15 protein-coding genes are annotated in these 14,903 nt (G+C 46.9%); all 15 read left to right on the forward strand.

The features are described 5' to 3' along the window. Positions 1–152: 152 nt before the first annotated feature. The 15 genes from sixA to ccmB all read left to right on the forward strand — a co-directional run bounded on the left by sixA (position 153) and on the right by ccmB (position 14,888). A complete protein-coding gene (gene sixA / locus RH46_RS11235) occupies positions 153–617 on the forward strand; it encodes a phosphohistidine phosphatase SixA (protein ID WP_006879566.1) in 465 nt (154 codons plus the stop codon). Positions 618–795: 178 nt separating this feature from the next. Beyond that, complete coding sequence (gene flhA / locus RH46_RS11240) at positions 796–2,889, forward strand: flagellar biosynthesis protein FlhA (protein ID WP_006879567.1); 2,094 nt, start codon at positions 796–798, stop codon at positions 2,887–2,889. A 29-nt stretch (positions 2,890–2,918) separates the two neighbouring features. Next, positions 2,919–4,397 carry a flagellar biosynthesis GTPase FlhF gene (flhF, locus tag RH46_RS11245; RefSeq protein WP_006879568.1) on the forward strand — a complete coding sequence of 493 codons (1,479 nt, stop codon included), beginning with the start codon at positions 2,919–2,921 and terminating at the stop codon, positions 4,395–4,397. A 13-nt stretch (positions 4,398–4,410) separates the two neighbouring features. Continuing rightward, positions 4,411–5,298 (forward strand): MinD/ParA family protein, encoded by an 888-nt coding sequence (locus RH46_RS11250; RefSeq protein WP_006879569.1) that lies wholly within the window; start codon positions 4,411–4,413, stop codon positions 5,296–5,298. Beyond that, positions 5,291–6,025 carry an RNA polymerase sigma factor FliA gene (locus RH46_RS11255; RefSeq protein ID WP_006879570.1) on the forward strand — a complete coding sequence of 245 codons (735 nt, stop codon included), beginning with the start codon at positions 5,291–5,293 and terminating at the stop codon, positions 6,023–6,025. Before RH46_RS11250 ends, RH46_RS11255 begins: the two co-directional genes overlap by 8 nt. A gap of 45 nt (positions 6,026–6,070) precedes the next feature. Beyond that, a complete protein-coding gene (gene cheY / locus RH46_RS11260; RefSeq protein WP_006879571.1) occupies positions 6,071–6,439 on the forward strand; it encodes a chemotaxis response regulator CheY in 369 nt (122 codons plus the stop codon). A gap of 38 nt (positions 6,440–6,477) precedes the next feature. Next, positions 6,478–7,197, forward strand: coding sequence for a protein phosphatase CheZ (locus tag RH46_RS11265; RefSeq protein WP_006879573.1), 720 nt, complete (start codon positions 6,478–6,480; stop codon positions 7,195–7,197). Between the two features lie 9 nt (positions 7,198–7,206). Continuing rightward, the gene (locus tag RH46_RS11270) at positions 7,207–9,423 is read left to right on the forward strand and encodes a chemotaxis protein CheA (protein ID WP_006879574.1); all 2,217 of its coding nucleotides are present in this window, start codon (positions 7,207–7,209) and stop codon (positions 9,421–9,423) included. 23 nt (positions 9,424–9,446) lie between these two features. Beyond that, positions 9,447–10,559 carry a protein-glutamate methylesterase/protein-glutamine glutaminase gene (locus tag RH46_RS11275; protein WP_006879575.1) on the forward strand — a complete coding sequence of 371 codons (1,113 nt, stop codon included), beginning with the start codon at positions 9,447–9,449 and terminating at the stop codon, positions 10,557–10,559. 9 nt (positions 10,560–10,568) lie between these two features. Continuing rightward, on the forward strand, positions 10,569–11,345 hold the full coding sequence (locus RH46_RS11280) for a ParA family protein (protein ID WP_006879576.1): 777 nt from the start codon (positions 10,569–10,571) through the stop codon (positions 11,343–11,345). Further along, positions 11,338–12,378 carry a chemotaxis protein CheW gene (locus RH46_RS11285; protein WP_006879577.1) on the forward strand — a complete coding sequence of 347 codons (1,041 nt, stop codon included), beginning with the start codon at positions 11,338–11,340 and terminating at the stop codon, positions 12,376–12,378. Before RH46_RS11280 ends, RH46_RS11285 begins: the two co-directional genes overlap by 8 nt. 37 nt (positions 12,379–12,415) lie before the next feature. Further along, on the forward strand, positions 12,416–12,910 hold the full coding sequence (locus RH46_RS11290) for a chemotaxis protein CheW (RefSeq protein WP_004413313.1): 495 nt from the start codon (positions 12,416–12,418) through the stop codon (positions 12,908–12,910). Beyond that, on the forward strand, positions 12,910–13,404 hold the full coding sequence (locus RH46_RS11295; protein ID WP_006879579.1) for a DUF2802 domain-containing protein: 495 nt from the start codon (positions 12,910–12,912) through the stop codon (positions 13,402–13,404). The genes RH46_RS11290 and RH46_RS11295 overlap by 1 nt, the downstream gene beginning before the upstream one ends. Positions 13,405–13,596: 192 nt before the next feature. Next, positions 13,597–14,217, forward strand: a complete 621-nt coding sequence (gene ccmA, locus RH46_RS11300; protein ID WP_006879580.1) for a cytochrome c biogenesis heme-transporting ATPase CcmA — start codon at positions 13,597–13,599, stop codon at positions 14,215–14,217. Between the two features lie 2 nt (positions 14,218–14,219). Beyond that, positions 14,220–14,888 carry a heme exporter protein CcmB gene (gene ccmB / locus RH46_RS11305; RefSeq protein ID WP_006879581.1) on the forward strand — a complete coding sequence of 223 codons (669 nt, stop codon included), beginning with the start codon at positions 14,220–14,222 and terminating at the stop codon, positions 14,886–14,888. Positions 14,889–14,903: the final 15 nt, after the last annotated feature.

Here is a 14,903-nt window from a genome sequence, read left to right on the forward strand (position 1 = left end):
TCATCTCTGAGTTGATATAATTATTTATAGCTCAACAAAACAATCGTGGCTGAAAACATCGGCACACAATAATAAATCAAGCTGCCCTTAAGCAGCTAAATAACAATCAGCCGTACACACTGGTAGTACGGGGATAGCATTAGGAATAAGCCATGAAAATCTTTATTATGCGTCATGGAGAAGCTGAACATTTTGCCCAAAGTGATGAGCAAAGAGAGCTGACAGATCGCGGAAGAAGTGCATCGGTAGCAGTGGCGCGTGTATGTGCCGAGAAAGGTTTCGCTCATTTTGATCGCGTTTTAGTGAGTCCCTATATTAGGGCGCAACAAACCTGGCAAGAGATCTCAGCGTGTTTTACTACTGATCATGTAGAAACTTGTGCTGATATTACCCCATACGGTGACTCAGAGCAGGTTGCAGACTACGTTGCAGCACTTGTTGATCTACATAAGCTAGAGAGTGTTCTGATTGTGTCGCACCTTCCGTTAGTTGGATACCTGACCGCAGAGTTTGTGACCGACATGATCCCACCAATGTTCCCGACTTCAGGTTTAGTCTCTATTGATTATTCGCCAGAGAAACTGTCGGGCGAACTGATATTTAACATTCACCCATAGTTAAATAGCGGCGTACTACAGCTTTTGGCTTCAAGCTGGTGGCTGTGTATGCCTGACTCACCTTACGACCAATGTTGCTAAGTTCATGATCAGCCATTAATTTGACAGGTTTGCTGGACTGGATATTGCATAGTCGAATCAAGTTATTCTTTTTACCCAATATTGTAGCTACCTAACTATGAAATTTTCCTTGCCGTTTGCTGACAAGCTGCCTCCTATTCCACAACGTGCTATGCCAGCGATTGGCGCACCAGTCATGGTTTTGGCTACGTTGGCAATGGTTATCTTGCCAATCCCAGCCTTTCTGCTCGATTTATTCTTTACCTTCAATATTGCGTTAGCCATGGTGGTCTTGCTGGTTACGGTTTATACCCGCCGACCTCTCGACTTTGCGGCATTCCCGACGGTGCTACTTATCGCAACACTGTTGAGGCTCGCGTTGAACGTCGCTTCGACCCGTGTGGTTTTACTCTATGGTCACGAAGGTTCAGGCGCGGCGGGTAGCGTAATTGAAGCTTTTGGTAGCGTGGTGATTGGCGGTAACTACGCGGTCGGTCTAGTGGTGTTCCTGATCTTGATGATCATTAACTTTATGGTTGTTACCAAAGGTGCGGGACGTATTTCAGAAGTAAGCGCACGTTTTACTCTGGACGCCTTACCGGGTAAACAGATGGCGATTGATGCGGATTTGAATGCTGGTTTGATTGATCAAGACCAGGCGCGAACACGACGCCAGGAAGTAACCAAAGAAGCGGATTTCTACGGTTCGATGGACGGTGCATCAAAGTTCGTTAAAGGTGATGCCATCGCCGGTATCTTAATCCTGTTTATCAACATTATCGGTGGCTTATCCATTGGTATGGCGCAGTACGGCTTAGGTTTTCAAGAAGCGCTGCAAATCTATACCTTGTTAACCATTGGTGATGGCTTAGTTGCCCAAATTCCTTCGCTGTTGCTCTCTATCGGCGCGGCGATCATGGTTACACGACAAAACACCGATGAGGACATGGGACAACAGGTTGTGTTCCAAATGTTCGACAACCCTAAAGCGCTGATGATTACCGCTGGTATCCTCGGTGTGATGGGTATCGTGCCTGGAATGCCACATTTTGCGTTCTTACTATTGGCTACCATCGCAGCAGTTGGCGCTTACTGGATTCACCGCAAGCAAAAACTAGCCGCTGAGAAACCTGCACTGCCAGCAACAAAAGAGCAGGAAGCAGCTACGCCAAAAGAGCTCTCTTGGGATGACGTTCAGCCCGTTGATATTGTGGGTTTAGAAGTGGGTTACCGCCTGATTCCTCTGGTTGATAAAGACCAGGGTGGTGAACTGCTTGAGCGTGTCAAAGGGGTCCGAAAAAAGTTATCGCAAGACTTTGGTTTCCTCATTCCAGCAGTGCATATTCGTGACAACTTAGAGTTAACGCCGAATAGCTACCGAATCACTCTGATGGGGGTTGCGGTGGGTGAAGCCGAAATTCGCCCTGATATGGAACTGGCGATCAACCCGGGACAAGTCTACGGAATGATTGAAGGTGAACCAACAATTGACCCGGCGTTTGGCTTAGAGGCGGTGTGGATTCGTGAAGAGCAGCGCGAGCATGCTCAGGCTCTGGGTTATACCGTGGTTGACTCGTCAACCGTGTTGGCTACTCACTTGAGCCAACTACTTACCAATAATGCTTCTCAGCTTATCGGCCACGAAGAAGTACAGAATCTGCTGGAAATGTTGGGTCGCAGCACGCCTAAACTGGTTGAAAGTTTCGTTCCTGATCAACTCCAATTGGGTGTGGTGGTTAAAGTACTACAAAACTTACTCAACGAAGCTGTGCCAATCAGGGATATACGCACCATAGTACAAACCTTGTCCGAATACTCGAGTAAGAGTCAAGAACCTGACATCTTAACTGCTGCTGTACGTATTGCTCTCAAACGACTAATTGTTCAGGAAATCAATGGTATAGAGCCAGAGTTGCCGGTTATAACCTTAATTCCTGAGCTGGAACAAATATTGCATCAGACCATGCAGGCATCTGGGGGAGAATCAGCTGGAATTGAGCCAGGTCTCGCAGAACGACTACAATCTTCTTTAAGCCAAGCAACTCAAGAGCAAGAGCTGAAAGGGGAACCTGCGGTCCTTCTGACATCGGGCGTACTACGCTCTACGTTAGCTAAGTTTGTTAAAAACACGATTCCTTCTTTAAGAGTACTCTCTTACCAAGAAATCCCTGACGAGAAACAAATTCGCATTGTTCAGGCTGTCGGTAACTAGTTCTAATGCGTTGAAATACGGAACATAATTTGAAAATTAAACGATTTTTTGCCAAAGACATGCGCACCGCCTTGCTCCAAGTGAAAGGAGAGCTGGGTGATGATGCGGTGATCATGTCAAATAAAAAAGTCGCGGGCGGAGTAGAGATTGTCGCCGCGGTTGATGGCGACGGAACGAATCGTTCTAGCAACAGCTACAACTCAAATCCACGACACACTCCAGCTCGTCAGGCTCCAGCAAGTTTGCCAGCATCGAACAACAGAGCGTTGGACGAAGATAGAGTTAGCCTGCAGTCGCAAGCAGACTCAGGTCGTTCAATGACTAAACGATTTGCCAGCATGCTCAAGCAGTACAGCAACGGTAAGCCAGAGGCAGACGGACGCGAAGAAGAGAGTAATCCAGACTCTTTATCGGCACTGCTACAGCGTCAAACCGCTGCACGCAATGGCGGACGTGAAAATGTCCAACTGCAACAAGACTCCCCACTGGCGAGATTAATTGCTGAAGACCGTAGAGTGGATAAACCGGCTGCTAAGCTGGATCCGACTCGTTATGAGCGCTCTCGCCAGCACGATAGCGCTGTTCCAAGTGAAGACCTTGAAGAGATGAAAGAAGAGATGACATCAATTCGTCGTCTTTTAGAGCATCAGGTTTCAGGATTGATGTGGCAAGAGGTGGAGCGTAGAGAGCCACTGCGAGCCATGTTAATCAAACGTCTTGAACGTATGGGTGTATCGTCTGATCTTGCTGACCAGCTCGCTTGTTACATCCCAGAAGACACTCCGCCAACTAAGGCATGGAAAGCTCTACTCGGACTTGTTTCAGACCAGATCCCTATTTCCAAACAAGACATCCTTAAACGCGGTGGCGTTGTTGCCCTGTTGGGACCAACCGGTGTAGGTAAAACAACGACGGTTGCTAAGCTTGCGGCACGTGCTGCGATGGAGTACGGCTCAGACAATGTTGCCTTGGTTTCAACCGATACATATCGTATCGGCGCGCACGAGCAACTGGCCATTTACGGACGAATTATGGGGTGTCCTGTAAAAGTCGCTAAAGATTCCAAAGAGTTAGCCGATGTAATATATCAGTTAAGAAATCGTCGCCTAATTCTTGTTGATACCGCCGGTATGGGCCAGCGTGACGTAAGACTATCAGAACAATTAGACACGCTGATGCATGAAAGTGGGGAGATGATCCACAGTTACCTGGTACTGCCTGCAACTGCACAGCGAAAAGTACTGCAGGAAACGATTGATCATTTCAAACGTATTCCGTTATCCGGATGCATTATGACTAAACTTGATGAGTCACTTAGTTTAGGTGAGTTTGTCAGTGTCACAGTGCAAAACTCGCTGCCAGTGGCATACATAGCGAACGGACAACGTGTACCTGAAGACATTGTTATAGCGCAGCCTAAGTATATGGTCGCTAAAGCAAATGAATTACTTGAGAAGTCGACAGATGATGAACCTCACTACTGGAATAGTGAAGCGGAGAGGTTCTAGGCGGCGGACGATTATGACGAAGAATATGATACAAGACCAAGCAAGCGGATTACGCCGCTTAACACAGCCTTCCTTAACTAAAGTTATTTCGGTAACTGGCGGTAAAGGCGGTGTTGGTAAATCAAATGTAACGTTGGGAATGGCTATCTCGATGGCTCGCCAAGGTAAGAAAGTCATGGTACTCGATGCGGACCTTGGTCTGGCAAATGTCGATGTAATGCTTGGCATTCGACCGAAAAAGAACCTTGGCCACGTTCTCGCAGGTGAGTGTGATCTGAAAGACGCGATTGTTGAAGGTCCGCATGGGATCAGAATTATTCCAGCGACTTCTGGCACACAGGCGATGACAGAGTTATCACACGCACAGCATATCGGGTTGATTCGAGCGTTTGGTAGCCTTGAAGACGAAATGGACGTGTTGCTGATTGATACGGCGGCAGGTATTTCGGACATGGTAGTGAGCTTCTCACGAGCAGCGCAAGATGTGGTTATCGTGGTTTGTGATGAGCCAACATCGATCACGGATGCTTATGCTTTAATTAAACTATTGAGCAAAGAGCATCAGGTTCAACGATTTAAAATTGTTGCAAATATGGTCAGAAGCTACCGAGAAGGCAGAGAATTGTTCGCAAAGTTGACCTTGGTCACAGAGCGATTCTTGAATGTGAGCCTTGAGCTCGTAGCATGTATTCCGTTGGATGATAAAGTTAGACAAGCAGTTAAAAAGCAAAAGATTGTTGTCGACGCATTTCCAAGATCTCCTGCGGCATTAGCAATTGGTTCATTGGCAAGTAAAGCATTAACCTGGCCAATCCCTAAAACACCGAGTGGACATCTTGAGTTTTTTGTCGAACGCTTACTAAATAGACCAGAGATGTTAGAGGAACCATTTGGTGAATAAGGCGTTGACCTATGAACAGTACGCTAATCAAAACAGCCAGCGAGCATTTTTAGAAAAATACTCAGTGTTGGTGAAGCGTATTGCTCATCACTTGCTAGGGCGATTACCTCCGAGCGTGCAGGTAGAAGACCTTATTCAAGCGGGCATGATTGGATTGCTTGAAGCCCAAAAAAACTACGATGGTAGTAAAGGGGCGAGTTTTGAAACCTATGCAGGTATTCGGATTCGTGGTGCTATGCTTGATGATATTCGCCGAGGCGATTGGGTTCCCCGTTCGGTACACAAGCATAACCGTGAGGTGAGCCAAGCGATATCTGAATTGGAAGGTCAGCTAAATCGTGATCCCAGTGATGCAGAAGTTGCACAGCACATGGGAATTAGCCTTGAGCAATACCATACAATATTAACGGATATTAACTGTTCACGTCTGGTCGGAATTGAAGATCTCGGAGTGTCGGAAGACGTTATTTCCCCAGACGATCGTGATGAAGAGAATTTACCGTTTCAAGGTGTCGCTGATGAATATTTCCGCAAGGCCTTGATAGATTCCATTAAATCTCTGCCGGAGCGAGAAGCTTTAGTACTTTCGCTTTATTACGATGAAGAGTTAAACTTAAAAGAAATCGGCGAGGTAATTGGTGTTAGCGAGTCACGCGTTAGCCAAATACTAAGCCAATCAATGCAGCGTCTACGCACAAAGTTGAGTGCCTGGACAAATAATGAGTAAAAATCACTGATCTCGAACTCAGTGGAGGCAATTTTGAATAAAAACATGAAGATCCTTATTGTTGATGATTTCTCAACAATGCGCCGTATCGTTAAGAACCTACTTCGTGATTTGGGTTTCAATAATACCCAAGAAGCGGATGACGGCTTAACGGCGTTACCTATGCTAAAAAAAGGTGAGTTCGACTTCGTCGTGACAGACTGGAATATGCCAGGTATGCAAGGTATTGACCTTCTCAAGCATATTCGAGCTGACGATGAGCTAAAACACCTGCCAGTGCTTATGATCACGGCGGAAGCAAAACGTGAGCAAATCATTGAAGCTGCTCAAGCGGGCGTTAACGGTTACATCGTTAAGCCGTTCACAGCTGCAACACTAAAAGAAAAACTAGATAAGATTTTTGAGCGTTTATAGTCAAGGAATTGACTTAGGATGCAAAAGGCCAATTCAGAATGATTTCATTAGAACAGGCAAAACAACTCGTCGAGCTATTAGAAGATGGTCAGCAACAGGAAGCCGACCTTCTTGTAAAAGACATATACCAAAATGCCTCCAATCCAATGCTACAAGAGATTGGGGAGTTGACTCGAGACTTACATGAGTCGATCAAGCATTTTAGTGTCGATGATCGTATGAGTGAGATCGCCAATGACGAAATCCCAGATGCAAGGGATCGCCTCCAATACGTCATTGACAAGACCGAAGTCGCCGCGAACAAAACAATGGACGCAGTCGATCGCTGTATGCCAATTGCAGATAACCTACATGAAGGGCTTCTGCAAGTTCGTCCTCAATGGAATGAACTCATGCATGGTCGAATTGAGCTTGCTGAATTCAAGGCACTGTGTCACCGAATCGATGATCTGCTCGGTGAAGTTGAGGGCGATAGCTCTGAGCTGAGAGGGCAGCTGACAGAGATTCTAATGGCTCAAGACTTTCAAGATCTCACCGGACAGATTATTCGTCGCGTGATTACCTTAGTCAACGAAGTCGAAGGTAGGCTAGTCGAGATTTTGACCGCATTTGGCTCTAGCCAATTAGAAGAAAGCGCTAATAACAAGAAAAAAGCATCGATTGACCCTGAGGGGCCAATCCTTAACCCTCAAGAAAGGGATGATGCAGTATCATCACAAGACGAAGTCGACGACTTACTCTCAAGTCTTGGGTTTTAGAGGTAACATATGAGCTACGATTTAGACGAAGACATTCTTCAGGACTTTTTAGTCGAAGCCGGAGAGATCCTAGAACTTCTCTCGGAGCAGTTGGTTGAACTAGAGAACAACCCTGAAGACAAAGATCTATTAAACGCCATTTTCCGTGGCTTCCATACTGTTAAAGGTGGCGCGGGCTTCCTGTCGTTGACTGAGCTTGTAGATACGTGTCACGGTGCGGAAAACGTGTTTGATATTTTGCGTAATGGCCAGCGTCAAGTAAGCGCCAGCCTTATGGACACGATGCTTAAAGCACTGGACACCGTTAATGAACAGTTTCAAGCCGTGCAAGATCGTGAGCCATTACCCCGCGCAGAACAAGACCTTCTTGATGAACTACACCGCTTAAGCAGCCCTGAGTCAGCAGACGAGGCCGTTGCCGAAGCACCTCCTGTCGTTGAAGAGCCAGTCGCCGCAGAGCCTGTTATTCCAGAGCCTGTGGTAGAAACACCAGCTGAGCAAACCAGCGTCTCTGCTGGCTCTATTGATGAAATTACCCAAGACGAATTCGAGAAGCTGCTCGATGAGCTTCATGGTTCAGGAACTGCACCAGGTGCTTCTAGCGCTGCAAGTCCTGCTCCGGCTGCACCTGCTCCAGCTGCCAGCGCAGATATGAGCGGTGATATTACCGATGATGAGTTTGAGAAGCTGCTTGATGAACTGCACGGCGTAGGTAAAGCTCCGGGAGAGAACGAAGCTGAGGCTCCGACTCCTCCTCCAGCGCCTGCTGCTCCGGCAGCACCTGCAGCAGGATCGGCTGATAGCGATTTAATGACTGATGAAGAGTTTGAGAAGTTACTCGACGACCTTCATGGCTCAGGTAAAGGCCCTTCAGTAGAAGAGCTAGAGGCTGCGACTAAACCTGCCGCAGCTAACCCGCCACCGGCTCCTGAAGCAAAACCAGCGCCAGCCCCACAACCTGCTGTGGCGACTGCTCCTAAAGAACAACCTAAGCCGCCAGCGAAGAAAGAAGCGTCTCCGCCAGCCGCTCAGGCGAAGAAACCACAAGCGGAAGCGACTGTTCGTGTTGATACCTCAACGCTTGACACCATTATGAATATGGTTGGTGAGCTGGTATTGGTTCGTAACCGACTGCTCAGCTTAGGTCTGAACAGCAATGATGAAGAAATGTCAAAAGCTGTCGCTAACCTGGACGTTGTTACTGCTGACCTTCAGGGCGCAGTAATGAAAACGCGTATGCAGCCAATCAAGAAAGTGTTTGGCCGTTTCCCTCGCGTGGTTCGAGATCTGGCTCGTAGCCTGAACAAAGACATTACGCTTGAAATGCGTGGTGAAGATACTGATCTGGATAAAAACCTCGTTGAGGCACTAGCGGATCCACTCATTCACTTAGTTCGTAACTCTGTTGACCACGGTATCGAAATGCCAGAAGCCCGTGTTGCTTCAGGTAAATCCAGAACCGGTAAAGTCATTCTTTCCGCATCTCAGGAAGGCGACCATATTGAACTGGCTATCGTTGATGATGGCGGCGGTATGGATCCAGATAAACTCCGTGGTATCGCAGTTAAACGCGGCATCATGGATGAAGATGCAGCGTCACGTCTGACAGACAAAGAGTGTTTCAACCTAATCTTTATGCCTGGTTTCTCAAGTAAAGAGCAGATTTCGGATATCTCAGGTCGTGGTGTAGGTATGGACGTTGTGAAAACTGCGATCAATACCCTTAACGGCTCGATCGATATCGACTCTGAAATGGGTAAAGGAACCAAGATTACCATCAAGGTACCTCTGACTCTGGCAATCCTACCAACTCTAATGGTTGGTGTAGCAGGGCACCCATTCGCTTTACCACTGGCAAGTGTTAATGAAATCTTCCACTTAGATCTGAGTCGCACCAACGTAGTAGATGGTCAGTTAACCATTATCGTACGTGAAAAATCGATACCACTTTTCTATCTGCAAAACTGGTTGGCACCTCGTGCTGGTCAGGTAGAACTGCGCAAAGGCCACGGCCATGTTGTGATTGTTCAGATTGGTAGTCAGCGTGTTGGTTTTGTTGTTGACACCTTGATAGGTCAAGAAGAAGTCGTGATTAAACCTCTAGATAATCTGTTGCAAGGAACGCCAGGTATGGCGGGTGCGACAATCACAAGTGATGGTCACATTGCATTGATTCTGGATGTACCTGATTTGCTTAAGCAGTATGCTGCTGCTTCTCGAATCTAATCGCGGGATATAGAAGGACAAATATGGCGATCAAAGTATTAGTAGTTGATGATTCGAGTTTCTTCCGTCGTCGAGTGAGTGAAATTATTAACTCTGAAGCGCGGTTGGAGGTCATCGATGTTGCCACTAATGGTAAGGAAGCGGTTGAAAAAGCGCTAACCATCAAGCCTGACGTCATAACGATGGACATTGAGATGCCGGTAATGGACGGCATCACCGCCGTTAGAGAAATCATGGCCAAGAGCCCTGTGCCAATCTTAATGTTCTCATCGTTGACCCATGATGGCGCGAAAGCGACTCTGGATGCTCTTGAAGCGGGTGCGTTGGACTTCTTACCGAAGAAATTTGAAGATATCGCACGTAACCGCGACGAAGCAGTCACTCTACTGCAGCAACGAGTTATTCAGATAGCCTCCAAGCGTGCTTCGATGCGTCGTGCTATTTCAAGACCAGCGCCGACACAGACAACACCGCAAACGGCAGGTCGAACGCCAACGCGTCCGACCCCAGCACCTGCTGCGCGACCATCTGTGGCAACAAGATTCAAAGCAACGGGTAAAAAATACCAGTTAACAGCCATTGGTACATCAACAGGTGGCCCGGTGGCGCTGCAGAAGATATTGACTAAGCTTCCTGCTAACTATCCTCATCCTATCGTGCTGATTCAGCACATGCCTGCGACCTTTACTGCTGCTTTTGCAAGTCGACTGAACTCATTGTGTAAGATTCAGGTTAAAGAAGCGGAAGATGGCGATGTGCTTAAGCCCGGTGTCGCTTATTTAGCTCCGGGTGGCAAGCAGATGATGATTGATGGACGCCCGGGTTCTGCCAAGTTACGAATTATCGATGGTGGCGAGCGCATGAACTACAAACCATGTGTCGACGTTACCTTTGGTAGCGCAGCTAAGATTTACTCTAACCAAGTGTTATCTATGGTACTGACGGGCATGGGAGCAGATGGTCGTGAAGGTGCACGTATGCTTAAAGGTGCCGGCGCGACGATTTGGGCTCAAGACGAAGATAGCTGTGTTGTTTATGGCATGCCACAAGCCGTTGCAAAAGCGGGTCTCTCGACAGAGGACTTACCGCTGGATCGAATTGCTGAGCGTATGTTAGTCGAAGTCGGTCTAGCATAGAGGTCATTCATGATTGTATGGAGCATAGCAAACCAAAAGGGTGGTGTTGGTAAAACAACGACAACTATCACGCTTGCTGGTTTGCTAAGTAAACAAGGCAAAAGGGTACTACTGGTAGATACCGACCCTCACGCCTCACTGACCACTTACCTTGGCTACGATTCCGATAGTGTTGCGACAAGCTTATTCGATCTGTTCCAGCTCAAAGAGTACACGGAACAGAGCGTTATGCCTCTGGTGATGAAGTCAGATATCGAAGGTATTGATCTGATCTCTGCGCACATGTCTTTAGCAACATTAGACCGGGTTATGGGTAATCGTAGCGGTATGGGGTTGATCCTTAAGCGCGCTTTACTCGCGATCAAAGGTCACTATGATTACGTGCTGATTGACTGTCCACCGATCCTTGGTGTGATGATGGTTAATGCTCTTGCTGCCAGCGACCGCATTCTGATTCCAGTGCAGACAGAGTTTCTTGCTATGAAAGGCCTGGAACGAATGGTACGTACGTTGGCAATTATGCAGAAGTCGCGTAATAAGTCGTTTAACGTCACCATAGTTCCGACTATGTATGACAAACGCACGCGAGCGTCGCTACAGACGTTACAGCAACTAAAGAAAGATTACCCAAGTCAGGTTTGGTCGTCTGCGGTGCCAATTGATACCAAGTTCAGAGATGCTAGCTTGAAACACTTACCTGTATCGCATTTCGCGTCAGGTAGCCGTGGAGTATTTGCTTACAAGCAGTTGCTGATTTATTTAGAGAGGTTGGCTATCGATGACTAACCACTCATCGCTTTCAAGCGAACAGGCGCTAGATGATTACTTCTCTGCTCTACTTGAAGAGGGCATTGATGGCGATGAACAAGAACTGGAAGTTCAGGAAGCGGCTTTGTCTGTTGTACCAGACCAAGAGCCCGAGCTTGAGTCGCTAGAGCTTGAACCTTTAGTTCAGTCGGTAGATGAAAAAAGCTACTACCAATTTCCAACTGAAGAGATTGAAGTACCAAAGCTAGACGACGTAGAGCGTCTGCTTAAACAACTGGAGTCGACCAACCCTGTTGCTGAGTTAGAGCTCGAAGAGGTGATGGAGCAGAATACGGCGAACATCGCTCAGGTTCAAACTAAGCCACAGGTTGAAGAAATTCAGGAATGGGATGTTGAAGAGCCTGCGGTAGAGGTCGTTACTGAACCAGAGGTTGTTGCTGAACAAGTTATCGAGCTCCCTGAAGTAGAAATTGTCGAGCCGCAAGTTGAAATCGAACAACCTCAGGTTGATGTTGAGGTAGAGATTGCGGTAGAGGCTGAACCTGAGTTAGAGACTCAGGCTGGCGACAGCGGAATCGGAGTCTGGCAATCAACTCAGCGTGAAACTGATTTTCAGGTGCTCTACTTTGATGTCAATGGTGTGACCTTTGCTGTTCCCCTTGATGAGCTGGGTGGCATTCACCGCATTGCTGAGATGAATCACCTTATTGGTCGCCCGGACTGGTATTTGGGGTTACAGACCAGTCGTGAAGCTCAGCTAGATGTTGTCGACACAGCAAAATGGGTGATGGCTGAAAAGCTGCTCGACGATAGTTACAAAGAGAATTACCAGTACATTGTAATGCTCGGTGAAAGTATGTGGGGGCTTGCCTCAACAGAGCTTAAAGGTACTGAGTCACTCAACCCAAATATGGTTCGCTGGCGAGAAACAGCAGGCAAACGCCCTTGGCTCGCTGGGATGGTTACAGAAAAAATGTGTGCTTTGATCCACGTTGAAGCATTGATAGCTATGCTTAATGCAGGGCTTGATGTCAAAGCACTAGATAGTTAGAACATTTATGCCGATTTAGGCTTAGAGAGGATAAGGTATGTCTCAAACTAATGAAGTAGAAGTAAGAAAAGAGCAGTCTAACGACGAAGTGCTTCAGTGGGTGACGTTCCAGCTAGAAGAAGAAACCTACGGCATCAATGTAATGCAGGTTCGTGAAGTACTGCGTTACACTGAAATCGCGCCAGTACCAGGTGCACCTGATTACGTGCTAGGTATTATTAATCTACGTGGTAACGTTGTTACGGTTATCGATACCCGCTCACGCTTTGGTCTGATGGAAGGTGAGATCACAGATAATACGCGTATCATCGTGATCGAATCAGAGCACCAGGTGATTGGTATTCTGGTTGATAGCGTAGCTGAAGTGGTATACCTACGTTCATCTGAAATTGATACTACGCCAAGCGTTGGTACTGATGAAAGTGCTAAGTTCATCCAAGGTGTAAGCAACCGTGATGGTAAGCTACTTATCCTGGTTGACCTGAACAAGCTACTGACAGATGAAGAATGGGATGAGATGGCTCACCTATAATGGACACTAGTTGGATGACCAGTGCTCCGGTGGTTGCCGGAGCTTTAGCCTTAGTTCTATTAATATTAGGCTTAGTGTTATTACGACTAAAGCGTGGACAAACACGCTCGTCTGAGCATCTTCGTCAACAGAATCGCCATTTAGATAAAGAGCTGCAGAAAACCAATAAACAGTTGCTCGAAGTCCGATCGGTAGTGGTTGGTCTGGGGCAGCGAGTCAGTGAGCAGCAAGATATCATTCAGCACTTGAATGAACGTATTACCGAATTAGAGCAGGCTGATAACGATGGCCGTCTCTATTCCAGAGCGAGTAAAATGGTTCAACTGGGTGCTGACGTCAACGAACTGATTGAAGAGTGCGAACTGCCTAAAGCTGAAGCAGAGCTCATGATGTCACTGCAAAACAAGATAGCGGGTAAGGAAAAAATCCCACCGCTTGAGAGTAGTCCAGAGAGACAAAAGCTCGCAGCCAGAAAGCGCAGTGGCAGACGATAGACCAAAGATTAAAGTGCCTAAGGGCACTTTTTTTATGTCTGCTTGTAATCAATTAGTGGTATTTACTAAGAGTTATGCTTAATTATTAACAGATTCTTACTTAGTTTCGTGATTCGTATAGGTCTAATTCTGTTTTGACACGAAAAGGGTGTGGTAAGATACACCCTCGTAGTTTACCTAGTGATCCCCCAAATGTTAGAAGTATCTCAATTGACAGCGATAAGAGATGAAAGAATTCTCTTCGAATCATTGTCTTTTACTATTAATTCCGGTGAGTTAGTTCAAGTTGAAGGAAGAAATGGTACTGGCAAAACGACGCTGCTTCGTATTATTACCGGACTTGGCGATCGCGATAACGGTAGCATCAGCTGGAACGGCGAAAACATCGAGTCGAGCCGGGACTTATTTCATCAAGATTTGTTGTTTCTGGGTCACCAGACGGGGGTGAAGCGAGAACTGACTGCTTATGAGAATCTACGTTTCTATTTAAGTATTCATTCACGCAAGCCAGTTGATAAAAACACGATTTATAACGCTTTAACAAAAGTAGGCCTGGCTGGACGCGAAGACGTGCCTGTGGGACAACTATCTGCCGGCCAACAAAGACGTGTGGCATTAGCGAGATTATGGTTAAGCGATCACAAACTGTGGATCTTGGATGAACCTCTCACTGCAATTGACAAGCAGGGGGTTAAAGTCCTTGAGTCGCTGTTTTTGCAACATGCTGAAAGTGGCGGCATTGTTATGCTTACTACGCACCAGGACATGTTTGCTGACAACCCAAAACTTAGAAAAATTAAACTGGGTGATTAACCATGTTTGGCACCATAAATAGTATTATCAGACGCGAACTTCTCATCGCTTTCCGCCGACAAGCGGACATCTTTAACCCTTTGTGGTTCTTTATTATCGTCATTACCCTGTTTCCACTTAGCATTGGTCCAGAGCCTAACCTGCTTGCGCGGATTGCTGCAGGTATTGTGTGGGTCGCAGCACTGCTTTCAGCCCTATTATCACTAGAGCGTCTGTTCCGCGACGACTTTCAGGATGGCGCATTGGAACAAATGATGCTTATGCCTGTCCCACTACCTATAGTGGTGATTTCAAAAGTTATTGCTCACTGGTTGCTAACCGGACTGCCGCTGATTTTAATCAGCCCACTTCTGTCTGTTCTGTTGTCTCTCGACTTTAATACGTGGCTCGCGGTTGTGTTGACTTTGCTAGTTGGTACACCAACGTTAAGTTTCATTGGTGCAATTGGTGTAGCGTTAACGGTCGGGTTACAAAAAGGAGGGGTTTTGTTGAGCCTGTTGGTTCTTCCTCTCTATATTCCGATTCTGATATTTGCGACATCAGCGATTGATGCTGCTTCGCTGGGTATGGCGTATAACGGCCAGCTGGCGATACTGGGTGCGATGTTTATGGGGGCAATGACACTAACGCCTTTCGCAATCAGCGCAGCGCTGAGAGTAAGTGTGAATTAGATGATTTCGATCAAG

The sequence above is a fragment of the Vibrio brasiliensis LMG 20546 genome (assembly GCF_000189255.1).
GTDB lineage: Bacteria > Pseudomonadota > Gammaproteobacteria > Enterobacterales > Vibrionaceae > Vibrio > Vibrio brasiliensis.